Below are 26,649 nucleotides of genomic sequence, written 5' to 3' on the forward strand. Positions count from 1 at the left end.
TTATGAACGGTTTCAAAAACGAACTGGAGAATAATATATTGGCTTTCTGGATCGACAAGATGCAGGATACAAAGCATGGAGGTTTCTACGGACAGATAGATGGTAATAACATATTGCACCCTGAAGCAAATAAGGGTGCTATACTAAATACCCGTATCCTGTGGACTTTCTCTTCTGCATACCGCATATTGAGGAAGAAGGAATACCTCGATATGGCTCAACGGGCTTTCGATTATATTACTGCATATTTTCTTGATAGGGAATACGGAGGAGTATATTGGGAACTCGATTATAAAGGAAATCCTGTAAGTACAAAAAAACAAACCTATGTGCAAGGGTTTATGCTATACGGTTTCTCGGAGTTTTATCGTGCAACAGGAAACAAGCAGGCTCTTGAATTGGCAAAAGAATTCTTCTATCTGATAGAGAAATGTCATGATGATAAATTGGGCGGCTATCTCGAAGCCTATACTCAGGATTGGAAGCCTATCGAAGATATGCGCCTGAGTGATAAGGATGCCAATGAAAAGAAAACAATGAATACACATCTGCACGTTTTGGAACCATATACCAATCTGTGCCGGGTGTGGGATAATGAGCAGCTTAAAGCAGCTCAGAAAAGATTGATTGGTATTTTCACCGAGCGTATATTGAATAAGAAGACAAACCATCTGAATCTCTTTTTCGACGAAGAGTGGAATGTGAAGTCTACAGCCATATCCTACGGACACGATATCGAAGCCTCATGGTTGTTGTTCGAAGCAGCTGATGTATTGGGCGATAGAGGCTTACTCTCCGAAATCAAAAATATATCATTGGAAATAGCGGATGCAGCATCCGAAGGTTTGCAGGCCGAAGGCAGTATGATATACGAAAAGGATGGGAATCACATAGATGGCGATCGTCATTGGTGGGTACAGGCAGAATCTGTAGTAGGATATATGTATGCGTACAAAAACTCTAAAGACATAGCATATAAAGAAAAAGCTGCACGGATATGGAATTATATCCGCAATCAGATCGTCGACCAAGACAATGGCGAATGGTATTGGAGCCGAAAAGAAGACGGAACAATCAATCAAAAAGATGATAAAGCCGGCTTCTGGAAATGCCCGTATCATAATGGGCGTATGTGTATGGAGATGATAGAACATTTCGATTTAAAATAATGCTTAAAATTAAAATATGAAGTTTGGATATTTTGACGATCAGCGTCGGGAATATGTAATTACAAATCCTCAGACGCCATGGCCATGGATCAACTATCTGGGTAATGAAGATTTCTTCTCTTTGATATCAAATACAGCCGGAGGTTACTCTTTTTATAAAGATGCTAAGTTTCGCCGTATTACTCGTTATCGTTACAACAATGTCCCTATGGATAATGGCGGACGCTATTTTTATATCAACGATGGAGGAACTGTTTGGTCGCCGGGGTGGAAGCCTTGCAAGACCCAACTCGATAGATATGAATGCCGCCACGGAATGAGTTATACGACCATTACCGGGGAGAAAAACGGAATAGAAGCAGAAGTACTTTTGTTTGTGCCCCTGAAGACATGGGCGGAAGTTCAGAAGGTGAAGTTGACAAACAAGTCGACAGAAACGAAACGATTCAAACTGTTTTCCTTTGCCGAGTGGTGCTTATGGAATGCTGCTACCGACATGGAAAACTTTCAGCGTAATTTCTCTACAGGAGAAGTAGAAATAGAAGACTCTGTCATTTATCATAAAACAGAATACAAAGAGCGAAGAAACCATTATGCTTACTATAGCGTAAATGCTCCGATACAAGGGTTTGATACCGACAGAGAATCATTTATAGGTTTGTATAATGAGTTTCGTGATCCGCAAGCGGTGATGGCGGGAAAGCCTGTCAATTCTGTGGCTCACGGTTGGTCGCCTATAGCGTCGCATTACCTTGAAATAGAATTAAAACCGGGCGAAACGAAAGAACTGATATTCGTATTGGGCTATGTAGAATACGAAAACCGCGAGGATAAATGGGAATCGAAAGGTGTTATCAATAAGAGCAAAGCAAAGGAGACTATTGCCAAGTTCGATACGGTTGCAAAAGTACAGGCTGCATTTGATGAATTAAAAGCCTATTGGGATAATTTGTTAAGCAGCTATGTGCTAAAGAGCAGTGAAGAAAAATTAGACCGCATGGTCAATATTTGGAACCAATATCAATGTATGGTTACGTTTAATTTTTCTCGTTCCGCATCTTTTTTCGAATCGGGAATCGGGCGAGGCATGGGGTTCCGCGACTCCAATCAGGACTTGGTTGGTTTCGTTCATCAAATTCCCGCACGTGCCCGTCAGCGTATCATCGATATTGCGTCTACACAGTTTAGTGATGGCGGTTGTTATCACCAGTATCAGCCGCTTACCAAGCGAGGGAACAATGATATCGGCGGTGGTTTTAACGACGATCCGATGTGGCTCATTTTCGGAACAGTCGCCTATCTGAAAGAGACGGGAGACTTCTCCATATTAGACGAGGCTGTTCCTTTCGACAATCAGGCGGGAACAGAGAAATCACTGTTTCACCACTTGACTGTTTCATTCAATCACGTGATCGAAAACTTGGGACCTCACTTACTTCCTCTTATCGGGCGTGCCGACTGGAACGATTGTTTGAATCTAAATTGTTTTTCCTGGGATCCGAATGAATCATTCCAGACGACTGAAAACAAAACGGAAGGATCGAAAGCCGAATCATTAATGATCGCCGGACTGTTTATTGTTTGTGGTCAGGACTATGTAACGCTTTGCCGCCAGATAGGAAATAATCAGGAAGCTGACCGTGCACAGGGTTATATCTACTCTATGATCGAAGCCGTTAAGAAACATGGATGGGATGGCGATTGGTATCTTCGTGCCTATGATTATTACGGAAAGAAAATCGGTAGTAATGAAAATAAGGAAGGAAAGATATTTATCGAGTCGCAAGGTTGGTGTGCGATGGCAAAAGTTGGACTGGAAGAAGGCATGGTAGAGAAATCGCTGGATTCTGTCAAAAAATATCTGGATACACCTAATGGTATTGTGTTGAATAATCCGGCGTTTACAGAATATGTAGTCGAATACGGAGAGATTTCGTCTTACCCTGCTGGCTATAAAGAAAATGCAGGTATTTTCTGTCACAATAATCCCTGGATCATGATTGCCGAAACCATCTTGGGACGAGGCGACTATGCATGGGAATATTACCGCAAGATATGCCCTTCTTATACCGAAGAAATATCAGAATTGCATAAAGTAGAGCCTTATGTGTATTCTCAGATGATTGCCGGGAAAGATGCATTCAAGCCGGGTGAAGCTAAGAACTCTTGGTTAACCGGTACGGCAGCATGGAATTATTATGCGATCACGCAATTTATTCTGGGTATCAAGCCGGATTATAATGGATTGGAAATAAATCCTTGTATTCCTTCCGATTGGAAAGGGTTTGAGGTGACACGCAAATTCAGAGATGCAACTTATCTCATCGATATTAAAAATACAGGAGTGAATCGAGGAGTAAAAAGTATAATAGTTAACGGAAAGGTTTTGTCAGGAAACATTATTCCGCTACAGCCTGCCGGTTCGGTGAATAAAATAGAGGTAGTATTAGGTTAATTTTTAGTTTGAATTATAAACTCTTTGTTTCGGAGATCGTGTTTTTTGAGGTATATTTGACATATATTGTCTTATTGAGAACAGAAAATACCTTACCGCTAGAGTAGAAATTGTTTACTGTGAAGTTCAGGATGACAATGTATACGAATAGTTTATTTGTAGAACTTAAATATTTTATATGAGAAAATTAGCAGTATTAGTAGTTGTATTGGGTATCGCCTGCGGCATGTATGCGCAAAAGGGTGATGCAGAGAAAAGAGCAGCCGAGATGGTGTCGAAAATGACATTGGCAGAGAAAATAGGGCAGATGTCTCAGATAACAGTTGATCTGGTTTGTAAAGGTCAGGACACTCCTCCTACCAGCACATTGGAGATAGATGCAGACAAAGTGCGCGAAGCTGTTGTTAAATACCATGTAGGATCTATTCTTAACGCTCCCGGTACACGTGCGCGTACGCCTCAGTGGTGGACTAAAGCTGTAGAGCAGATTCAGGAAGTAGCAACGAAGGAAACCCGTATGAAAATTCCTGTTATATATGGTCTCGACCAGATACACGGAGCTACTTATACGGCAGGTTCTACCATGTTCCCTCAGGAAATAGGTATTGCCGCTACATGGAATCCGGCACATGCCCGTAAGATGGGTGAAATTACAGCTTACGAAACACGTGCAAGTAATGTGCCTTGGAACTTCTCGCCTGTACTGGACTTAGGACTCGATCCACGTTTCCCTCGCCAGTACGAAGGATTTGGAGAAGACCCTTATATCGGTTCGGTTTTCGGATACGAATTGGTGAAAGGATATGAAGGCGATGATAATAATATAGCAAACCCAACAAAGGTGGCTTCATGTATCAAGCACTTTATAGGCTATTCGGCTCCAATTAGTGGAAAAGACCGTACGCCTGCTTATATTCCCGAGAATGTATTACTCGAATATCATGTTCCTGCTTTTAAGGCGGCTATCGATGCCGGTGCACATACTATAATGATCAACTCGGGTATTATAAACAATGTACCTGTACATGCCAGCTATGAGCTGATGACTAAATTGCTGCGTCAGGATTTAGGCTTTCAGGGTATGATTGTTACAGACTGGGAGGATATAAACAAGTTGTATAACCGTGACAAAATGGTTCCTTCTATCAAAGAAGCAATCAAAGCCGGTATTAACGCAGGAATCGACATGTCGATGATTCCTTACAACTATAAAGAATTTTGTGATTTGTTGACAGAGCTTGTCAATGAAGGTCAAGTACCGATGTCACGCATCGATGACGCTGCAACAAGAGTATTGACTGTGAAAATAAAGCTTGGATTGTTTGAAACACCGAATACCTATGCGAAAGATTATCCGGAGTTTAACTCTAAGGCATTCCAACAAGCTTCTTACAATGCAGCAGCAGATGGTATCACATTGCTGAAAAACAACAACAATGTATTGCCATTGAGTAAAGGAGCGAAGATTCTGGTGACAGGTCCTAATGCTGTTAGCAAACGTGCATTGAACGGAGGATGGACATTCTCTTGGCAAGGTGAAAAAATAGACGAGTTTGGTGACTTGTATCATAATATTCTTGATGCGGTACAACAAAAATTCGGTAACGCAAATGTTTCTTATGTTCCGGGTGTGAGCTACACAAAAGAAACAAAATGGGATACAGAGCATAAAGACCGTTTCGATGAGGCTATTGCTGCCGCTAAGAATGTAGACTATATAATATTGTGTTTGGGTGAAAATTCATATTGCGAGAAACCGGGAGATTTGAACGATTTATACCTGAATGACTTACAAACAGAGCTGGCTCAGGAAATGCTGAAAATTGGCAAGAAAGTGATCTTGGTATTGAGCGAAGGACGACCTCGTTTGATCTCTAAGTTCTCATCCAAAGTAGATGGTATAGTACAGACATATTTACCGGGAATTTACGGAGCCGATGCATTGGCCGATATTTTGGCGGGAGATGTAAACCCTTCAGGTAAATTGCCTTATACATATCCGGCATATCCGAATTCATTAGTGCCGTATTTCCATAAATATTCTGATGAGCAAGTAAATACCGATGCTGCATACAATTACGAAGGAGACTATAATTTCGAATATCCGTTCGGGTATGGCTTGAGTTACACAACTTTCGCATATTCAAATATAAAGTTAGATAAGTCTCAATTACCTCTTAATTCGAACGAAGAAGTAACTGTATCTGTAGATGTGAAAAATACAGGTAGCCGTGATGGTAAAGAGGTTGTACAACTTTATACAAGCGACTTGGTGGCATCACTGGTTCCCGACGTGAAAAGATTGCGCCGTTTTGAGAAGGTCGCTTTAAAAGCAGGTGAAACAAAAACTGTAACATTTAAGTTGAAGCTAAACGATCTTTCTTTTATTAATCTCGAAAATAAACGTGTGGTAGAGCCCGGAGATTTTGAATTTCAGGTAGGTTCTTCCTCTAATGATATAAAAGGCAAGGTATTGTTTACTATAAAATGATTGTTTTTCAATATAGGTTGGTTTTTTTAGGTGAGAGATTCCATACTTACCCAGAGTATAGAGTATGGAATTAAATTAAGTATTATTATTTCAACAGTTTTCCGGCCAGCCCGGGAGACTGTTGATTATTAACCTTTACCGTGATGATGAGGTATATCTTCTTTTTCCTATTCGTTTTTATCATTGTTCCCGTGAAAGCTTCTGATACATTGGTTGACAGGCAAGCTACAGAGCGAACAAAAAATTTATATCAGAATTTGAAAGATATACAGAAGAGCGGTAAGGTTCTTTTCGGACATCAGGAAGCTACCAGCTATGGACGTACTTGGGTTGGAGATAAAAATAGAAGTGATGTCAAAGATGTTACAGGTAGTCATCCTGCCGTTATAGGCCTCGATTTTGCCAATGTGACTACCTCCGATTCAGAGCGGTTTGAGAAGGCTAAACATGAGCTCATTACTTCCGTTGTTGATACTTACAACAGGGGAGGTGTTTCCACCTTTGCTTGGCATGCTAGTAATCCCGCTAACGATGGTAGTTTTTATTGGGAGAAAGATCCTATAAAAGTTGTTCCGGACATTCTTCCCGGAGGGAAATTACACGATAAATATAAAAAATACTTACAATCTATTGCTGATGTTGCTTCAGCATTTAAAGATAAAGAGGGAGTGCTTATCCCTGTTATATTTCGTCCGTTTCATGAATATGATGGCGATTGGTTTTGGTGGGGAAAGGGACATTGTACCAAAGATGAATTTATTGCTTTATGGCGGTTTACGATCGACTATTTGCGAAACGATCTAGGAGTACACAACTTCATATATGCATTCTCTCCCGATTGCAAGTTTACAACACAAGAGGAATTCTTAGAATACTATCCGGGTGATGAATATGTGGATATGCTTGGTATGGACAACTATTGGGACTTTCGCCCCGATGGAGGAAACAACCCTCAGCTTGCGGCGCAGAAGCTTAAAATAGTGTCCGATATAGCCGAAAGCAAAGGTAAACTGGCCGCCTTCACCGAGACAGGATTGGAGGGGATACCCCAGTCGGATTGGTTTACAGCAACATTACTGCCTGTCTTGCAAAAGGTAAAGGTTTGCTATGTGCTTGTATGGCGCAATGCCAGTGATATGGCGCATCATTATTATGCACCTACTGTGGGACATCCTGCCGCTAACGATTTTAAGGCGTTCTCTCAGTCTGAAACTATATTGATGGAGAATGATGTGACTGATATATATAATTGAGACAGTTAATCATCTATTAATGATGAGAACCAGAAATGCTATATATTGGACAAAAAAGTGACACGAATAAAATAGCTTAAATCTGTTACTTTTACATACACTTCGCTCCTCTGACCATTAGTTGTTACTTTTTAACAAACTGAAAAATGAATATATAATGAAGAAAACATTTTTATTACTAATGTCTGTAGCTATGGTACTCGTATCATGTAAGCAAAAAGAAACGATAGCAGATATGAAATTGCCTATTGATAAAAATGCCACAAAAGAAACTGTGGAGCTGTACAACCGATTATTCAAATCATTAGATAAGGGTATAATGGTTGGACATCAGGATGCTTTGGCGTATGGTCATGGCTGGTATAAAGAAGCCGGGCGGTCGGACGTGAAAGATGTGACGGGCGATTATCCTGCAGTGATAGGGTGGGAGTTAGGACATGTTGAAATCGGGGCTCAATTTAATCTTGATTCTGTCTACTTTTCGGATATGAAGTACTATATCAAAGAAACCTACGATAGAGGTGGCATAACAACAGCCAGTTGGCATGGAGACAATATTGTAACAGGAAATACCGCTTGGGACTGTGCTCAAGACTCGGTGGTAAGAACGATACTGCCTAATGGCTCTAATCATGCAAAGTACCTCACATGGCTCGATCGTGTTGCAGATTTCTTTCTCGACTTGAAGGATGATAAAGGCACCCTGATTCCCGTTGTGTTCCGTATGTATCATGAACATACAGGAGCATGGTTCTGGTGGGGCAGTAAACAGTGTACGCCCGAGGAGTATAAACAATTGTGGATTATGACTGTAGAGTATCTGCGTGATAAGAAAAACGTACACAATCTTCTTTATGCCTATTCTCCATCAGAAACAAAAAATGAAGCCGAGTATCTTGAGCGTTATCCCGGTGATGAATATGTTGATATAGTGGGTTATGACTGCTATGTGCCGGGTAAAGACAGCGAAGCTGTAGCAAAATACAAAGAAGCGATGGATCTCAATCTTAAGATTGTAACCGGCTATGCAGCTAAGTCTGGTAAAATACCGACTATCGGAGAAACGGGAATGGAATCTATACCGGATTCTATGTATTTTACACAAGCTGTATATCCTGTTATAAACCAATATAAAATAGCATGGGTGTTATTCTGGCGCAATGCATGGGAGAGCGATAAGCCGGAACATTTTTATGCACCATTCAAAGGACATTCGTCTGCAGATGATTTCAGAGAATTTGTGGCTAAACCCAATATTCTGATGAATGCAGATGTAAAATAAAGACTTTCTTATGTATTAATATACTGAAGGATAGAACTCGGGTTCTATCCTTCTTCTTTGTTATATCAAACTGTTTAGGGGCGATAGAGCAGCCAAATTTCTGATGCTTTTTGGAAGCCTTAAAATGTAGCTTTGGTATTTCAATTCTCCCTTAAATGAGCTACCGGATGATAGAACTGAATAGTATAAAAAGGCTAAAGTCCTTTTCATTATTAACATATAAACTGCCAATCCTAAGTTTTTTTAGGCTCGAAAACTTTACCAACCAAACAAAAAGGATTACTTTTGTGGTGCATTTTTAATAAGGATAACTGTTTGAATTTAAGCACCTATAAATAATATTTATGTAAATATAGATAGGCCATTTATAATCTTTTAAGAATCAATAAAATATAACCTATATATTAAACAATTTTATTAATCATGGCTAATCAGAAAGAAAAGCTTTTCTCAAATTTTCCGCCGATATCTACTGAAGAGTGGATGGCAAAAATCGTAGCAGACCTGAAAGGGGCTGATTTTGAGAAAAAACTTGTTTGGAAAACAAACGAAGGGTTCAATGTAAACCCTTTTTACAGAAGTGAGGACCTTGAAGGCCTTAATACGGCTGTATCACTTCCGGGTGAATTTCCTTACGTGCGTGGTACCAAGAAAGATAACGACTGGTATACTCGTCAGGATATTGACGTCCGCGATTTCAAGGCAGCAAACGCAAAAGCTCTTGACGTACTTTACAAAGGTATCACATCTCTAGGATTTCATATCGAAGGAGATGACGTGAACGCCGACAACATCAAGACATTGTTGAAAGACATTCATCCTGAAGCTGTAGAGCTTAACTTTAGTACATGTCATCGCAAATCTTTGGAATTAACTAAGATCTTAGTTGAATACATCAAAGAATCGGGTGCAGATGTGATGAAGTGCTTTGGTTCTGTAAACTACGACCCTTTCAAACCTCTATTGAAAAAGGGACGTAATGCAGACGGATGGGTAGAGAAAGCGGCAGAGATCGTTAAAGCTGCGGCTCCGCTACCTCGTTTCAGAGTGTTGGCTGTTAATGCCTATGCATTGAGTGACGGTGGTGCTTACATCTATCAGGAACTTGGATATGCATTGGCTAACGGTAATCAGTTGATGTCTGCCCTTGTTGAAGGAGGACTAGACCCTACATTGGTTGCTAAGAAGATCAAATTTAACTTTGGTATTGGCGGTAACTATTTTATGGAAATCGCTAAGTTCCGTGCAGCACGCTGGTTATGGGCAGAAATAGTAGAAGCTTACAAACCTATCTGTGCTAACGAATGTCCAAACAAATCTCCTGAAGGAATTTGTCATTGTGCTGCAAAAATATATGTTCATGCACAAACATCTACTTTCAACAAGACTGTTTACGATGCCCACGTGAACTTGCTTCGTACACAAACAGAATCAATGTCGGCTACTATTGCCGGAATTAATTCGTTGACAGTACGTCCTTTCGACGAAACATATAAAACTCCGGATGACTTCTCTGAACGTATTGCACGTAACCAACAACTATTGTTGAAAGAAGAATGTCATTTCGATAAGATAACTGACCCTTCAGCGGGTTCATATTATATCGAGAACCTTACTAAATCTATAGCTGAACAAGCTTGGAAATTGTTCCTCGAAGTAGACGAAAAAGGATTTTATGAAGCATTGAAAGCGGCAACAGTACAAACTGCCGTTAAGACTTCAGCTGATACCCGTTTCAAAGCATTGGCTACTCGCCGTGAAGTATTATTAGGTACTAATCAATATCCTAACTTTACAGAGAAGGCTGAAAGCAAAATTGTAAAAGAAGGTTGTAATTGCGGATGTTCTTCCGAAAAAGGAGAATATATGCCGTTACCTACCAGCCGCTTAGGTACAGCATTCGAAACACTTCGCCTGGCTACAGAGAAACATGGTGCTCCTACAGTATTTATGCTAACAATTGGTAATCTGGGTATGCGTCTTGCACGTGCACAGTTCTCAAGTAACTTCTTTGCTTGTGCCGGATACAAGATTATCGACAATTTAGGTTTCGAAACAGTTGAAGCAGGAATCAAAGCTGCTCGTGAGAAAAAAGCAGATGTTATTGTACTTTGTTCTAGTGACGATGAGTACGCAACATACGCTCCTGAAGCTCATAAGTTGATCGAAGGCAAAGAACATTTTGTTGTTGCCGGAGCTCCTGCATGCATGGAAGATTTGAAAGCACAAGGTATAGAACACTTCATTAATGTGAAGAGCAATGTCCTTGAGACTCTAAAAATGTTCAATGCTAAACTGGGCATCGAATAATATTTTATAATTCGGATAAAAATGGAAACAAAAAAACCAACACTAAAAAACTGGGTGATTGCTACGCGACCATGGTCGTTTCCGGTATCATCTCTTCCTGCTCTTATTGCAATGATGTATACAATACACGTATACCCCGAAAGCTCTGCTAACTGGATATTGGGTGTAATTGCAATCATTGGCGCAGTTGTTTTTCAGGCAGGTGGTAACCTGATCAGTGATTATTACGACTATAAATATGGTGTAGACAGAGAAGGCAAGGTAGGAACAGATATTCTTACCAGCAAGCTGTTTACTCCTAAACAGGTGTTTATTTACGGATGGGCATTTATTGCTTTAGGGATAACACTTGGATTATTTTTGGTTTCGCAAGCAGGTATAGACTTGGTGTGGGTTGGTTTATTTGGTACTATAGGCGCTGTATTTTATTATCGTTTCAAGTTCAAAGCATTGGGAGACCTTCTTATCTTTCTGGTTTATGGACCCTCTATTATGCTGGGGACAGGATATGTAATGCTTGGGCACTTCGACTGGTTGTTGCTTTTTGTTTCTTTCCCTATGGCGTTTATTACTGTCAACGTGTTGCATGCAAATAATACACGTGACATCAGAAGCGACCGTTATGCGGAAATCAAAACATACGCAATGCTGATCGGGATGAAGGCTTCTGTAATACATTATTATCTGTTGACGATATTGGCTTATTTGTCTATTATCGTAATGGTGGTTCTTAATATTTTGCCGATAACGGCTCTTATCACTCTGATAACAGTACCGGTAGCATATAAGAACTGTAAGGCCATGTCGCAGATAACAGAAGATGATGTTACTCCTATTAATGAATTGGACAAAGGAACTGCTCAACTACAATTGATGTTTAGTGCATCATTGTCGTTAGCCCTAATTTTAGCTATCCTGATATGAAAAAACTTGCAGGTGCAATCCTGGTAGCAATAGTCTTTTGGTTTGTAATGTTTTCGCAATGGACAAGCCCGCATATCAATTTCTGGTATGTTATGCTTGCTGCCGCAGGAACACTTACAGCTTTGAGCTTTCTGTTTAGAAAAGACTGGAAAGCCGAGTTCTCATTCAATATAAAAGATGTTGCTTTGGGTGTTGGCTCTGCAATCGTATTATGGGGAGTTTTCTATTTAGGTAATGCAATCTCCGGAATGCTTTTCGATTTTGCTCATCCGCAAGTAAGCGATGTGTATGCCATGAAAGACGGGCAAAGCAAATTGTTTCTTGCATTGGCTCTATTGTTTTGGATAGGTCCTGCCGAAGAAATCTTTTGGCGTGGATATGTTCAACGTTCATTGAGCGAAAGCAAACTCGGAAGTATGAAAGCATATATTATAACAACACTTATCTATGCCTTTGTGCATATATGGGCGTTCAATTTTATGCTTTTTATGGCTGCCTTTATATGTGGGGCTTTTTGGGGATTCATATATATGAAAAACAGAAACTTGCTGACAGTACTTATATCCCATGCTATTTGGGATGTGGCTGTTTTCATTTTATTTCCTATATCGTAAATAATCAAATAAAAAATAAATATGAAACCTAATTTCAAAAACATTGATATCAACAGTTCGGGTTTTGTTGCTACAGACGCTACAAAATGGGCTGCTGATAATGGTATAGAAGCTGACTGGATGACACCCGAACTCATTCCGGTTAAGTCTGTTTATACAAAAGAAGATTTGGAAGGGATGGAGCATCTTAACTATGCTTCAGGTATTCCTCCATTCTTGCGTGGACCATACTCGGGTATGTACGCTATGCGTCCTTGGACAATCCGTCAGTACGCAGGGTTCTCTACTGCTGCTGAGTCGAATGCATTCTATCGTCGTAACTTGGCTTCGGGTCAAAAAGGTCTTTCTGTTGCGTTTGACCTTGCCACACACCGTGGATACGATGCCGACCATCCTCGTGTAGTGGGTGACGTTGGTAAAGCCGGGGTGTCTATTTGCTCGGTAGAAGATATGAAAGTTTTGTTTGAAGGTATTCCATTGAATCAAATGTCAGTATCTATGACAATGAACGGTGCGGTACTTCCTGTTCTTGCATTCTATATCAATGCAGGATTGGAGCAAGGTGCTAAGCTGGAAGAAATGGCTGGTACTATACAAAATGATATCCTTAAAGAATTTATGGTGCGTAATACATATATCTACCCACCGGAATTCTCAATGAAAATTATCGCTGACATCTTCGAATATACATCTCAGAAGATGCCTAAGTTCAACTCAATATCTATCTCGGGTTATCACATGCAGGAAGCGGGAGCTACTGCCGATATCGAATTAGCATATACGCTTGCCGATGGTATGGAATACCTTAAAGCAGGTATCGATGCAGGTATCGACGTAGATGCGTTTGCTCCTCGTTTGTCATTCTTCTGGGCTATTGGTATGAACCACTTTATGGAGATTGCCAAAATGCGTGCCGGACGTCTTTTGTGGGCTAAGATTGTGAAGAGCTTTGGTGCTAAAAATCCGAAGTCTCTCGCATTGCGTACTCACTCTCAGACATCAGGATGGTCGTTGACAGAGCAAGACCCTTTCAATAACGTTGGACGTACTTGTATTGAGGCTATGGCTTCTGCTTTGGGACACACTCAGTCTTTGCACACAAATGCATTGGATGAGGCTATCGCATTACCTACCGACTTCTCTGCTCGTATTGCACGTAATACTCAGATATACATTCAGGAAGAAACTCAAATATGTAAAGAGATCGATCCTTGGGCTGGTTCTTATTATGTGGAAACACTAACAAACGAACTTGTACATAAGGCTTGGGATTTGATCCAGGAAGTTCAAAAACTGGGTGGTATGGCTAAGGCTATCGAAACAGGTCTTCCTAAGATGCGTATCGAAGAAGCTGCTGCTCGTACTCAGGCTAGAATCGACTCAGGTCAACAAGCAATTATTGGTATCAACAAGTATCGTCTCGAAAAAGAAGATCCTATTGATATTCTTGATGTTGACAATACCGAAGTGCGTCGTCAACAGATCGAACGTTTGAACGACTTGAAGTCTAAACGTGACAACGAGGCTGTGAAGAAAGCATTAGCTGCTATCACAGAATGTGTGAAAACGAAGAAAGGTAACCTGTTGGAGCTTGCAGTTGAAGCTGCGCGCTTGCGTGCTACTTTAGGAGAAATCTCCGATGCTTGCGAAGAGATTGTTGGACGTTATAAAGCAGTAATCAGAACTATATCAGGCGTGTATTCATCAGAAAGTAAAAAAGACCCAACGTTCCATGAAGCGAAAACACTTGTGGAAGAATTTGCAAAGAAAGAAGGTCGTCAACCACGTATCATGATTGCCAAGATGGGTCAGGATGGACACGACCGTGGTGCAAAAGTTGTAGCTACAGGTTATGCTGACTGCGGATTCGACGTAGATATGGGACCATTGTTCCAAACTCCGGAAGAAGCTGCCCGTCAGGCTGTAGAAAACGACGTAAATGTACTAGGTGTTTCGTCTCTTGCTGCCGGTCACAAAACTCTTGTGCCTCAGGTAATAGACGAGCTTAAGAAACTTGGTAGAGAAGATATCATCGTTATTGCAGGAGGTGTAATCCCTGCTCAAGACTATGATTTCTTGTATAAATCGGGTGTGGCTGCTATTTTTGGTCCTGGTACATCAGTAACCAAAGCGGCTGTACAGATTCTACATATTTTGTTAGCTGAGTAATTTGGTTTAAAATCAAACCGTAATTATATGAAAGAGCTGCCCGAATAAGGCAGCTCTTTTTTTTGTATCATGTTTCATTCTATTTATCTCATAATAGAGGGTGACTTGAAAGTAACAAGAGTAAAATAGTGTAATAGTCGTCACTTTTTATTGTTTGGTTTTAGTCTCTATAGAAAATAGCGATCTTTTATAGAAGTGATGTATAATGTACATTATATTGCGTTTTGCAGTATATTGATGGTGTGGATAGCTGGAGTGAGCATAAAGAAAATATGATTGTAGAATAGAAATGGCTAGGATTTATAAATAATTTTTATAAATTTGTCTTTCTGTTATGTGTTAATTTGATTCTTTTTATACTTATTTGGTATCTAAAGAATGGATTAATATGTTTTGTTTGTGATTATTTTTGTTGAAAAATGAGATTTGCTATACTTTTATTTATATTTTGTTCGAGTGTAAATTTAATGGCTCAGAATGCTTTAGGTGATAATGGCGAAAGATATAAGATTGCTTATGATTATTTGTTATCAGACTCTAAGACTTCAGAGCGTAACTATATAGTTTCGGATACACTTATGTTTATGGAAAGAAGCCCATTTTGGAAATATTTCCAGAAGAATGGCGAGTCTTCGTTAGACTGCATAACTCGTATTGATAGCATTGATAACACAAATAGATTTACAAAAGAATACTCTTGCGAATTGGTTAAGCTCTTTGGTTCTGCTGAGGAAACACCAAACTTATACTTTTCTAAAATCTCCGACAATGTTTTGTTTGCCGAATATTTTTATCGCTTCGGATTGAATAAGGATTTGACTCAGGCTCCTCCTAAATACAATGGTAGCTATCGCTATCTCTTTATCTTTGGTTCAGATAATAGTATTGCCGATGTTCTAAAACAGGTGGTTGCCTATAAATAAGATATACTTTGCTTTAAGGATCAAAGCTTTTCTATTCCGTTCGGTGTTTTTATTATTTTGTTTGCCTTTACGTTACGGCGTATTTCTTTATTTCTCTCTATTAGTTCCTTATTTTTGTATGGGCGAGAATGATCCAGGTGTACGCAAATGGCTGAATATCTGATTTGTTTAGAACGTATTCCCATGTTAACCAGTCGTTCCCCAAACTCCCTGTCCAATCCACCATATTGCATAGACTCGTTAAAACCATTGATAGCCAGCATGTCTTCTTTCCATCCTGATGAGTTGCAGCCATTCCATGAGGCTTTTGCGGGTGTGATGAAATTCATAAATGAAGCAAAGGTTTTTGACTTTAAGAGTTTAGTATTCTTGAAAGAACTCTTCAAGCCGTGTTGTCTTAGCCATTTAATATCGAATGCGTTTTCGGAGATGATATCTTCATAAGTAATAGCTTTGCTGGTCTCCATCGGTAATTTAGGATATCCGCCTGATAAGAAATATCCTTTTTCGGCATATCTTAAATGAGTCTCAATAAAATCCTTTCGAGGGATACAGTCGTGGTCTGTAAATATAAGGTATTCTGATTCTGAAGCTACTATGGCATCGTTTAGTATTTTGCACTTTCTGAAACCTTCATCTGTGTGCCAGATGTGCTTTATGTTCGGGAAATATTTATTCCTGAATTTATCTATTAATTCTCTGGTGTCTTCACCCGAGCCATCATCTGCAAGGATTAATTCGAATGTATTGTGAGTCTGTAGAGTATATCCCCATAAGGTTTTTTCTAACCATTCGGGATTATTGTAAGTTGATATGACAATCCCTATACTTTGAGGTTTTATATTTCTCATCTTATAATATATAGCCTGTAGATTTTAGTATGACCTTTTTGTGAGACAAAATTACAGTAAAAAAGTATATATCAACTATGATGTAGTAACTAAATGAAATGAGCTTTAAATAAGCCTCCTTGAATACTCAAGGAGGCTGCGCCTGCAGTTTGCTAAATTGTCTGTGTTAATGTCAGGCGTCTGCATATACATAAATTACTTTCGTGTATATTCCTACTCCAAAAAACATTTAGCTTTTTGACTTATTCCAATTTTATCTATACTATAGACATAAAATTGCATATCTTTTTTAAGAGGGAATTATAGTTTTTCTTATTTACTGTGAATAACAAATCTTTTCTTGGTAGGAAAATAGAGAGTTATGCAGTTTTAATAAATTTATGTAAAAGTTTCCCTTATGTTTTAATCTTCAATACCTCGTGTAATTAATAACAAAAGTAACTTTTATTTTTATATTATCAAGTGATTTGATATAAAAAAGAGAAAAATTATACTTGTTTTTAATCATTCTATATTGTGCTATGATTGGTAGTTAGGTGTAGTCTGTGTGTAATTTATATAGGCTAATGTAATTTTTGATTGTAAAATAAAATAGTATGGGAAGGTATTCAATTTGGTTAAAAGCGTTATATTGTTAATAACTAATTAGTATCATGTTTTTTAGTTTTATTTAAAAAAATTATTTTTGCCATCGGAAGATTTTAAATAAAAAATAATAGACGATGACTAAAACACTTCTAATATTTAAAGAGGGAATAGCAAAATCGCAAAAAGTAAGAGAGAGACTTGTGAAAAATATTGATAGGCAAACTGATACAGAGATTACACTGAACTTATCGGATTTGGATTTTGATTTCAATAAAAAAGAGGTGAAAATTTCGCACTATATTAAAGATACAGAATATCCGGATGTCGTTCTTAAATTTAATGATTTTATATCATTAGTTCAGAGCTAATTGAATATCTCTAATATAAGAGGTTAAGATCTTTGGTGTAAAGAACACTTTTAAAAGACTTTCCTCCTTTCCTTTTTATATTATAAGAATTATGTTTAATCATATCAGATATGGTTAGGCATTTTTATTGTCGTTTTTGATTAATCCATTGAAGGTGATTATCGTTAAAAATGATACCCTTATATTCAGGATTCTCTCAAAAAGTTGTAAAAGGTGAAATGATCTCTTATATTTGTATTATAAGAAGTAAAATACTATAAAAAACTGTTATTTTTTAAGGTGATCAGATTTATTATAAATGGCTTATAATAAAGTCTAGTCGATTAAGATAAGAGCTTTTACATTTTCTAGGGATTTTAGATTATCTACTCTGAGATGATTCGTGAAGTAAAAATAGATTCATTTGATGATATCTGTTCATCATTTAGTATTTGGATTATCAAGTATTGTTCGCAGAATTATACTTTTCCATTGTATATGGTTTGGTATAGTGATACGGATGTAGAGGGGCGTCATGCCTTCATGCTTGATAAATCAGGATGTATTTTTGCTGTTACTGATTTAGTGAAGATAAAAGAGACACTACTGAAGAATATAGATAAAATTCAACAACCAAACAATTTGATGAATTGGTTAGCTTGCTTTGGAAATATCATACCCGAGTATGTCGAATCTTATAATGTAGGACAAATAGAAAATAATATACGGGGGAATGATTTCTACGATGAGTCAATAACCCAATTTATAGGCTTTATTAATTTATTTGGAGATTTTGTATACCAGTCGAAAGATAATCTTCTCTATGAAAGAGACTTGAATAATAAGTATATAAGTATGGTATACAAATACTACGATCAATATATTCAATCATCAAATTATATGATCAAAGATCAATATAATCAAAAGGATAAACCTCGATTGGAGATAAATCATCTGGAGTTACTGCATGCTTTTATCAAGATTAGGTATGTTATCGAAGAAAATATTTCAGTCGCCTATTTACAAAACACTGTTCAGCCCTATAATGTCTGATCGAAAGATGAACGACATCCTAAAATCCGCATAACTTTAAGTTGTAATATAAAAATAGATTATAAACTTCTGTTTTCTTTCTATTTAAGTGTTTGTTTGTTAAGGTGTTTTAAAATGTTTATATTCTGAAAATACACAAGGAAATATAGTTAATTAACAAAATAAATTGAACTTTATTCTACTACTTATGGTTATATAACATGTAGTTTTGTAAAGTTTGTGTTAAGGCATGAGAAAGTCCTACGACGTGATGTTGTGGGCTTTTTTTATTTGTACATGTGTGATCGACTCGTATTAATAATGTACAATAATAAGGGATAATCGCTGACTATTTTTTATCTTTATCAACACGAACTAATGTAAATAATAAAAAGGAAGGGTCGTTATTGAAAATGGAATTACGGACAGTAAATGTAACACGCTATATAACTCCTTTACGCGAAGGAGGTTCTTTGCCTGCACTGGCAGAAGGTGACGATGGATTCAAATATGTTGTCAAATTCAGAGGGGCCGGGCATGGTACAAAAATGCTAGTTAGTGAGTTGGTTGGTAGTCTTATTGCTCAAACACTGGGCTTTCGTGTTCCGGAAATAGTCTTTATTAATCTGGATGAGGCTTTTGGACGTACCGAGGGTGATGAAGAGATACAAGACCTCTTGCAGGCTAGTCGTGGTTTAAATATGGGACTGCATTTTTTGTCAGGAGCGTTAACTTTCGATCCCGTAGCTGTGCAGATTGATCGTAAAACAGCCTCTCAGATAGTATGGATGGATGCCCTGTTGACAAATGTAGATCGCACAACCAAAAATACCAATATGCTGATGTGGCACAAAGAACTATGGCTTATCGATCATGGAGCGTCGCTTTATTTTCACCACTCGTGGGTAAACTGGGAGAAGTATGCGCTAAGCCCTTTTACTCAGGTTAAAGATCATGTATTGCTGCCTTATGCTTCAGAGTTGGAGGAGGTTGATAAGGCTTTTAAAGGGATTCTTGTACCGGAGAAAATAGAAGAGATTGTTGCTTTGCTGCCGGATGATTGGTTGCATTGGGGTGAGGAAGGTGAAACTCCCGCAGATATACGTCGGGTATATGTAAACTTCCTGAAGGAGAGATTGGCACATTCAGAAATATTTATAAAAGAAGCACAACATGCCAGGGAAACACTTCTATGAATATGCTGTTATTCGTGTTGTGCCAAGGGTAGAACGCGAAGAGTTTATCAATGTTGGGCTTATTATGTACTGCAAAAGGGCTAAATATATAAAGGCTCGTTATGTGTTAGATGAGCAGAAGTTATGTTTGTTTTCGTCTGAGTTAGATTTAGAATCATTATATATCAATTTAGACGTGTTTGATAAAATATGCTCCGGAACAAAAGCAGGAGGTAAAATTGCATCTTACGAAATATCGGATCGGTACCGTTGGCTTACTGCGGTTCGTAGCACTTCTATACAAACATCTACTTCTCGTTCGGGATTCTCAGACGATTTGGATGATACTTTCGAGAGGTTATACAACGAATTAGTTCTGTGATTGATAAAAGAGTCAGTCCATTTTCTATTCGAATTTATAAAAAACTACATCACCTTTATAGCAATAGAGATGAGGCGATCTGAACAGATGCTATACTGTTGTGTTTAATAATATATATCCAGTCTGAAAAAAGGATAAGATTATATAAAAAGGTTTTGTTTGGTTATATTTGAGGATTGTATTATATTTATGATTAAGTAGTATACAATACTAGAAAATAAAGAAAAACCAATCCTTCTTGTTTACAAAAGAGTAATATATTTATTCTGTAATATACCATTGTAACCTAAAATACGAGTTTATAATACGATGAAAATATCTACATTGTCTATACTTTCAATGTCTCTTTTAATATACACTGCAATGTTGTTCGGCTGTAAGGGAGGGCAGGAAAGCGAAAGAATACAGTTGTTTATTCAATCTGCGGATATCGGTGATTGTAAGCTCAAGGGTTCGATGTCTTATGATTCTCTGAAAGGTGTCTATACGTTAAAGGGAGCAGGAGCTAATATGTGGGGCGGACTAGATGCTTTTCATTTTGCATGGCTTGAGAAAGATGGAGACTTTGTTTTACGGGCAAACATTATGTTCGAAGGGGACGGAGTAAATACTCATCGCAAGATTGGCATACAAGTTCGTGAGACGTTAGATGCCGATTCTCGCTATGCCGATATTGCCGTTCATGGAGATGGGCTTACTTCCTTGCAATACAGGATGGTTAAAGGTGGCGTTACTGAAGAGCTTGTTTCAGCCAATAGAGCTCCTAGTCAAATAGAATTTGAGCGGAAAGGAAATCTTTTTAGGATGAAGACCGGAACAAGTTTAACTCCTCAAATAGCCGATAATGAGATAGAAATACAACTGCCTGCTAAATGTTACATCGGGATATTTATCTGTTCGCATGAAGAAAATATTTTAGAAACAGCATACTTCTCAAATGTTGTATTAGAATAATCCTTTAGCCCCGTTTATTCGTTTACAATATCGCTCAGAAATTCGCCTAACGGATGCATTATCTTATATATTTTAGCGGCGTATTCTGCAAAATCTTCACTCAATAATTGTTCTTTAGATATGGGTTTGTATACATAGAAGCGTTTGAGCTTTAGATATTCTGCTGCAGGATGGTTTTTGTCAAATCCATTTGGAACACGTTGAAGTGTATCCTCGTCACGATATAGATCTCCTATTTCTTGTTTAAAGTTTTTATCGTTCAATATATCACTGAATGTGTCAAAATCTTCATAGATACCACGTCTTATTTTCTTTAGTTGCGTACCATCAAGCATATAATATCCTAAAGAAAGGAATAGTTCGTCAGGATCGATATGCATATAATAGCCCGATGCCTGATCTGCTGTGCGAGCGCGAAAGATAGCACCAAAATGAGTTTTGTATGGTGATTTGTCTTGTGAGAAGCGAACATCTCTATAGATACGGAAAAGACATTTCTTTGGATCGATATGTCCAATTTCAGGATCGAATGTTGCTATTTTTAATGCCATTTCGCCTACCAATAATTCAACATCCTTGCGGGCACGTTCGTACCACGATTTATTTTCAGTAAACCATTCACGATTGTTATTCTTTTTTAATTCCAGAAGGAATTTTAGCGTATCTTCTTTTAGCATAATTTTACTCTTTTGAAGTATAGACATGATGTTCTATCGAAAACGATATTCTAAGTTTTATATCAGATATATCTTTAACTAGCTTATCAGTATAAAGATATTCTAATTTTCAACAAGAGCTTCTCTTTTTAATTGTAAATTTTATATATTTGAAGAAATATACAACACAAACTGAACCAAAACACATACTTAAAATGAAAAAAATAGGAATATCATTTTTCTTACTCACCTTGTTTTGTGCCCATAGCGCACTTTATAGTCAAAATAGTGTACAAGTAGAGATATACCCTCGTCAGAAAGTGATTCTTAGCTACGAAAAATTCGATATGAATGCTTTTCGAAATCAGGTAGCGCAATCAGGTAGCCTTGATTATGTTTATACCGAAGCGGACGGTACGCAAAAACGTATATCGAACCTCCGTAAAGGGCTACCTATAGAGGTGTATGAAGTGCCGCCCTTGCCTGCCGTATATCGTATATTCAAAGAGTTTTATCCCAGTGGAAATTTAAAACGAAAAGGAATATATTTGCCTCATCAGTTTCCTATCGGTAAATGGCTTGAATGTGATGAGCAGGGAAACTGTAGTGTCATCAATTATGATCTATACAGAGGGGCTTTTGGTTATAACAGTTTGCTTAAAACTCTAGAAGATAAAGGCTACATAAATACTCTGGGTGGAGGTGATAACTGGTCTTTTATTGTGTGGTACAATGATAATTCGCATCAGTGGGGAGTTAAGCTGCAAAAAGGTTCTAAGTATAGAATGCTTCAGATTGATGCTAATTCCGGAGATATTCAGAGTGAGGCAGAGCATGAAGTGAGGCCGACCAACACATCAGTTTATGGTGATTATAATGCTTTTGGCGATTATTAATGTAAGGTTATAAAGAAATAAGGAAGGTACTTGAGATCTCAAATACCTTCCTTATTTTATTCCAAACGATGCTTGTTGTTAACTGTTGAAGTGATATAGGAATATAACAGTTTCTTCCAATGCACTTTTAGGAGAATCTTTTATCTCCAATACAACTTTTATCTCAGCTTTGGCAATACCCCTTAAGTTAACTAATGAGTCTAATTTTACTCTTAGGCGAACTTCGTTACCTGCTACTACGGGTTGATTGAATTTTAGTTTTTCAATGCCATAGTTGATAAGCATTTTTATATTATTTACTTCTATGATTTGATCCCATAGATAAGGCAATATCGAAACCATCAGATAACCATGCGCGATAGTGCTTTTAAAAGGGCTTTCTACTTTAGCTCTTTCTACATCTACGTGAATCCATTGGTAGTCTAGTGTAGCTTCTGCGAACAGGTTGATACGTTCTTGTGTAATTTTAAGGTAATCAGAAACACCAAGTTCTTTACCTACATATTGTTCAAAGTCTTGATACGAATTAATGATAACTTTACTCATAAGAATAGTTTATTAACAAACAGTCTATAAAATTATTGATATTAACCGAGATCACCAAATAAATATGGCTTTGGATTAAAAACATGATAATATTTTACTCATATATTCCATCCTAGTAAATAATTTAGTTTAGTTACAAAATTCTTATTTTATAAAGAGTGATATTAAAAAATAATAAGAATAAATATGTAGATTTGCATAACTATGCATTCTGTATAGTGTGTTGATCCAGGTAGTTTGTGTCCAATAAACATTCTAGTATTAAATAAATATATATGCGGGTTTTTATTACAGGAGGTACAGGGTTAATCGGTACGTTATTAGTCAAGGCCTTATTAGTGCAAAATCATAAGATCACGGTTTTGAGCAGAGATGTAGTCAAAGCAAAACAAAAGCTGGGATCAGATGTCGAATATTGTCAATCATTAGATGGACTAGATTCGTTAGATGGTTATGATGTGATTATAAACTTGGCGGGAGAATCTATTGCCGGTAAACGATGGACAGCAAAGCAAAAGGAGCGTATGTGTGATAGTCGCTGGGATACAACCCGTCGTTTAACCGAACTGATCAAATTGAGCAACACTCCTCCTTCTATATTTATTTCAGGATCTGCTGTTGGTTATTACGGACTTCAGGATGACGATGCAATAAATGAAAATTCGGAACCCGGAGAAGGGTTTACTCATTTGCTATGCAAGAAATGGGAGGCTTTGGCAATGGCTGCAGACAACAGACATACGCGCGTATGTATCCTGCGAACAGGTATCGTTTTATCTAAAGACGGGGGAATGTTGCCCAAGCTAGTCCTTCCTTTTAAGTTGGGGCTTGGTGCTGTAATAGCATCCGGAAGCCAGTATATATCATGGATTCATATTCAGGATATGGTTAACGGTATATTGTTCTTGATAGACACTCCCGAAGCAAGAGGAGCTTTTAATTTTACTTCTCCTAATCCGATTACCAATAGACGTTTTGCAAAAGTGCTGTCACGAACTTTATTTCGTCCATGTTTATTTAAAATACCATCATTTGTGATAAAAATGATGATGGGTGAAAGTGCAACATTGCTTATAGATGGGCAACGTGCTATTCCTCAACATTTATTGGATAAACATTACCGTTTTGTCTTCGAACATATTGATGAGGCTTTGGCTGATATATTAGTCAAGAAAATATAACTCGTCAATTGAAGGTAAAAGCAGAGTTGAATACAATTGATCGATAGTTCTTTTTTATCTTTTATAATAATGCCCTTGAATAATGAAACTAACAAAGATTTTTCTGTTTACTATTCTCTTTTCTCTTGCTTTACCATTTTTTGCTCAAAAAGACAAGCCTTTGCGACTTGGAGTAGTGGGTCTGTCTCATGGACATCTATGGGAAGTGTTGTCACGTCTAGATAGAGGTGATTTTCAGGTTGTGGGAGTTGCCGAAAAAAATACGCAGCTATGGAATAATAAAATGTTACGTGCTAAAGTTGATGAAAAGCTTTTCTTTCAGAATTTGGACGAAATGCTTGACAAGACAAAACCGGAAGCCGTAATAGTCTATGAGCCTATATATGATCACCTTCGGGTGGTAGAAGCGTGTGCCCCTAGAGGTATCCATGTGATGGTAGAAAAGCCTCTAGCCACTACTGTACAGCAGGCTAAGCGAATGGCTGAACTAGCACAGAAATATCATATTATGGTTCTTACCAACTATGAAACTACATGGTATCCATCCAATCATAAGGCATATGATATGATCTGTAAAAATGGAGCTGTAGGTAAGATGTCCCGAATAAATGTATATGATGGACATTCCGGGCCTGTAGAGATTGGGTGTGGTCCTGAGTTTTTGGAATGGTTGACTGATCCTATGAAAAATGGGGGAGGAGCTGTTGTAGATTTTGGATGCTATGGCGCAAATCTGAGCACATGGCTTATGGGCGGGAAAAAGCCTGTGAGTGTGTCAGCCGTACTGCAACATCAGAAGCCCGATGTGTACCCAAAAGTGGACGATGATGCTACTATAGTTCTCGAATATCCGGGGGTAACTACCATTATTATGGCTTCGTGGAACTGGCCCTTTGGCCGAAAAGATATGCATATTTATGGAAATAAAGGAGCCCTATATCAGGATAATGCAAAGGATATGCGTTTCTTTTCAGGAAATAAAGAGGCTAAAATGGTTGCAGATGCTTTGCCCGAACCTTACAATGATTCTTTCTATTACCTAAAAGCTGCTGTACGAGGAGATATAGAAGTAAAATCAACAGACTTGTCTTCTTTAGAAAATAACCTGATTGTTGTTGAAATATTGGAGGCAGCTATAAAGAGTAATGCTACGGGTAAGGCCGTTAAGCTTCAGTAAATACGAATTAAATATCATCTGACCTGTTTGGGCTTGTGGCTTGATCGGTTTTGTTAAAATAGAAAGGGACGGATATCAATAAAGTATCTGTCCCTTTAATTATTCTATGTCTCTTCTCTTATTCTGCTTTTCTTATTCTTATCTGAATTGCATTTTCTATAGCCGTTTCGCTGACGAAAATTAGATAACCACCACCACCAGCTCCACTTAACTTCCAGCCTAAAGCGGATGATTTATATTTGTTTAAAACTTCGAGAATATCGTTCGATACCATGTGCGGATACATCACGATTTGAGCTTCGAAGCTTTCTCTAATGGCTTCTCCTAGTTTTTTTATATCTTTTTCTTTTAGTGACTCCCATGCATTCTCAGCAGCATTGCTTAACCTTTTTGCATTCTCAAGTGTAATATTAGTGTTTGATAGGACATCATAATCGTGGTGACGTGGATATAATGGTACAAGCCACAAATGTTTTTCTAGCCACAACAATATCTCATCATCCAATACCTTCTCTATACGCGATGGCCAGAAATCTCCGTCATAATATAGCTTGTTGAGTCCGGGCAGAACGATTCCCAATGAATCCTGTGAGCCACTTACATATTTTGTTCCCGGAGGATTCTCGAAGCAGAATAAGGTTTTAGCGAGTTTTTCTTTATCTCCCGTTGGGATATCTACCTGCCAGAGCTCTATTGCTTTTTTGCGTGAGCTGGTTGACATACCACTCCTGTCGTTGAAGTCATAATCGGGCTCAATAGATATTGTAAGTACAGCCCCCGGATACAGACTGCTTACATTTGGCTGATCAAGCCACCCTCCTGCCAGATCTATCCTATAAGGGATTCTGCATTCTTCTCGCAAAGCCGTTGTAGAGCGAGTTGGTAATCCGGCGTGGGGAATTCGTTTGCTTACGATGTATTCTATATGAAGGTCTTTGCATAGCTGTTCTTTTAAGGCGCTGTGTCCGTCACTGTTAACAAAGAAGATGTCGGGTTTCAGTTCTTTCAGATCTTCAATAAAGTCAAGTATGCCACTTTCTTTATTGATCCAGGCATCTTTTACAAACCGAAGAGACTTTATCATATATAGGCGTTCCTGCTCACTGTTTATGGTTTTTCGGGCTTTTAGTTCATTTACTGTTTTGTCAGAACCTATCCCCACATATAAATCTCCGTAACCGGCAGCTTCTTCAAAAAATGCAACATGGCCGCTATGGAGCATATCGTAGCACCCACTTACAAAAACTTTTTTCATATTTTATATTTTCATGTTC

The 26,649-nt window shown here is 38.1% G+C and carries 22 protein-coding genes; 18 read left to right on the forward strand and 4 right to left on the reverse strand.

The genetic code is table 11. From position 1 onward, the window contains the following. The first annotated feature begins 2 nt into the window (after positions 1-2). The 10 genes from QOX35_RS04805 (at position 3) to QOX35_RS04850 (ending at position 15,590) form a co-directional block, all read left to right on the forward strand. Entirely contained in the window at positions 3-1,169 is a 1,167-nt protein-coding gene (locus tag QOX35_RS04805) for an AGE family epimerase/isomerase (RefSeq protein WP_283685993.1), read from the forward strand. A gap of 16 nt (positions 1,170-1,185) precedes the next feature. After that, a complete protein-coding gene (locus tag QOX35_RS04810; RefSeq protein ID WP_283685994.1) occupies positions 1,186-3,624 on the forward strand; it encodes a glycoside hydrolase family 94 protein in 2,439 nt (812 codons plus the stop codon). Between the two features lie 178 nt (positions 3,625-3,802). After that, positions 3,803-6,115, forward strand: coding sequence for a glycoside hydrolase family 3 N-terminal domain-containing protein (locus QOX35_RS04815; RefSeq protein WP_283685995.1), 2,313 nt, complete (start codon positions 3,803-3,805; stop codon positions 6,113-6,115). 143 nt (positions 6,116-6,258) lie between these two features. Continuing rightward, positions 6,259-7,368 (forward strand): glycoside hydrolase family 26 protein, encoded by a 1,110-nt coding sequence (locus QOX35_RS04820; RefSeq protein ID WP_283685996.1) that lies wholly within the window; start codon positions 6,259-6,261, stop codon positions 7,366-7,368. Positions 7,369-7,525: 157 nt separating this feature from the next. Beyond that, positions 7,526-8,650 carry a glycosyl hydrolase gene (locus QOX35_RS04825; RefSeq protein WP_283685997.1) on the forward strand — a complete coding sequence of 375 codons (1,125 nt, stop codon included), beginning with the start codon at positions 7,526-7,528 and terminating at the stop codon, positions 8,648-8,650. A gap of 423 nt (positions 8,651-9,073) precedes the next feature. Continuing rightward, positions 9,074-10,960, forward strand: a complete 1,887-nt coding sequence (gene mutA, locus QOX35_RS04830; RefSeq protein WP_283685998.1) for a methylmalonyl-CoA mutase small subunit — start codon at positions 9,074-9,076, stop codon at positions 10,958-10,960. Positions 10,961-10,981: 21 nt separating this feature from the next. Beyond that, complete coding sequence (locus QOX35_RS04835; RefSeq protein WP_135104960.1) at positions 10,982-11,884, forward strand: prenyltransferase; 903 nt, start codon at positions 10,982-10,984, stop codon at positions 11,882-11,884. Continuing rightward, positions 11,881-12,498, forward strand: a complete 618-nt coding sequence (locus tag QOX35_RS04840; protein WP_006843133.1) for a CPBP family intramembrane glutamic endopeptidase — start codon at positions 11,881-11,883, stop codon at positions 12,496-12,498. The genes QOX35_RS04835 and QOX35_RS04840 overlap by 4 nt, the downstream gene beginning before the upstream one ends. Before the next feature lie 21 nt (positions 12,499-12,519). Next, positions 12,520-14,667, forward strand: coding sequence for a methylmalonyl-CoA mutase (gene scpA, locus QOX35_RS04845; protein WP_135104961.1), 2,148 nt, complete (start codon positions 12,520-12,522; stop codon positions 14,665-14,667). A 467-nt stretch (positions 14,668-15,134) separates the two neighbouring features. Then, positions 15,135-15,590 (forward strand): hypothetical protein, encoded by a 456-nt coding sequence (locus QOX35_RS04850; protein ID WP_283685999.1) that lies wholly within the window; start codon positions 15,135-15,137, stop codon positions 15,588-15,590. Positions 15,591-15,610: 20 nt separating this feature from the next. Here QOX35_RS04850 and QOX35_RS04855 read toward each other — a convergent pair whose 3' ends face one another. Continuing rightward, the gene (locus tag QOX35_RS04855; RefSeq protein WP_283686000.1) at positions 15,611-16,441 is read right to left on the reverse strand and encodes a glycosyltransferase family 2 protein; all 831 of its coding nucleotides are present in this window, start codon (positions 16,439-16,441) and stop codon (positions 15,611-15,613) included. Positions 16,442-17,163: 722 nt separating this feature from the next. Here QOX35_RS04855 and QOX35_RS04860 point away from each other — a divergent pair. From QOX35_RS04860 to QOX35_RS04880, 5 genes are all read left to right on the forward strand, one after another. After that, positions 17,164-17,397, forward strand: a complete 234-nt coding sequence (locus QOX35_RS04860; RefSeq protein ID WP_252636875.1) for a hypothetical protein — start codon at positions 17,164-17,166, stop codon at positions 17,395-17,397. Between the two features lie 375 nt (positions 17,398-17,772). After that, positions 17,773-18,429 (forward strand): hypothetical protein, encoded by a 657-nt coding sequence (locus QOX35_RS04865; protein WP_283686001.1) that lies wholly within the window; start codon positions 17,773-17,775, stop codon positions 18,427-18,429. Positions 18,430-18,821: 392 nt separating this feature from the next. Beyond that, positions 18,822-19,604: a HipA family kinase gene (locus QOX35_RS04870; protein WP_283686002.1), complete on the forward strand. Its 783-nt coding sequence runs from the start codon at positions 18,822-18,824 to the stop codon at positions 19,602-19,604. After that, positions 19,582-19,965, forward strand: a complete 384-nt coding sequence (locus QOX35_RS04875) for a DUF3037 domain-containing protein (RefSeq protein ID WP_283686003.1) — start codon at positions 19,582-19,584, stop codon at positions 19,963-19,965. The genes QOX35_RS04870 and QOX35_RS04875 overlap by 23 nt, the downstream gene beginning before the upstream one ends. 309 nt (positions 19,966-20,274) lie before the next feature. After that, positions 20,275-20,919, forward strand: a complete 645-nt coding sequence (locus tag QOX35_RS04880; RefSeq protein WP_283686004.1) for a hypothetical protein — start codon at positions 20,275-20,277, stop codon at positions 20,917-20,919. Positions 20,920-20,933: 14 nt separating this feature from the next. On the opposite strand, the gene QOX35_RS04885 is transcribed toward QOX35_RS04880, so the two are convergent. After that, the gene (locus QOX35_RS04885; protein ID WP_283686005.1) at positions 20,934-21,596 is read right to left on the reverse strand and encodes a DUF2461 domain-containing protein; all 663 of its coding nucleotides are present in this window, start codon (positions 21,594-21,596) and stop codon (positions 20,934-20,936) included. 194 nt (positions 21,597-21,790) lie between these two features. On the opposite strand from QOX35_RS04885, the gene QOX35_RS04890 reads away from it, so the two are divergent. Continuing rightward, positions 21,791-22,471 (forward strand): hypothetical protein, encoded by a 681-nt coding sequence (locus tag QOX35_RS04890; protein ID WP_283686006.1) that lies wholly within the window; start codon positions 21,791-21,793, stop codon positions 22,469-22,471. A gap of 78 nt (positions 22,472-22,549) precedes the next feature. Here the strand turns inward: QOX35_RS04890 and QOX35_RS04895 are convergent, their stop codons facing one another. After that, on the reverse strand, positions 22,550-23,017 hold the full coding sequence (locus tag QOX35_RS04895) for a MaoC family dehydratase (protein ID WP_006843122.1): 468 nt from the start codon (positions 23,015-23,017) through the stop codon (positions 22,550-22,552). 275 nt (positions 23,018-23,292) lie between these two features. Here QOX35_RS04895 and QOX35_RS04900 point away from each other — a divergent pair, with 275 nt between their 5' ends. Both QOX35_RS04900 and QOX35_RS04905 read left to right on the forward strand, forming a co-directional pair. Continuing rightward, positions 23,293-24,198, forward strand: coding sequence for a TIGR01777 family oxidoreductase (locus tag QOX35_RS04900; RefSeq protein ID WP_283686007.1), 906 nt, complete (start codon positions 23,293-23,295; stop codon positions 24,196-24,198). A gap of 82 nt (positions 24,199-24,280) precedes the next feature. Continuing rightward, positions 24,281-25,375, forward strand: coding sequence for a Gfo/Idh/MocA family protein (locus QOX35_RS04905; RefSeq protein WP_283686008.1), 1,095 nt, complete (start codon positions 24,281-24,283; stop codon positions 25,373-25,375). 118 nt (positions 25,376-25,493) lie between these two features. Here QOX35_RS04905 and QOX35_RS04910 read toward each other — a convergent pair whose 3' ends face one another. Next, on the reverse strand, positions 25,494-26,630 hold the full coding sequence (locus QOX35_RS04910; protein WP_283686009.1) for an adenylyltransferase/cytidyltransferase family protein: 1,137 nt from the start codon (positions 26,628-26,630) through the stop codon (positions 25,494-25,496). Positions 26,631-26,649 lie beyond the last annotated feature (19 nt).

This window comes from Dysgonomonas sp. Marseille-Q5470, from assembly GCF_951230145.1.
In the GTDB taxonomy this organism is placed as follows: domain Bacteria; phylum Bacteroidota; class Bacteroidia; order Bacteroidales; family Dysgonomonadaceae; genus Dysgonomonas.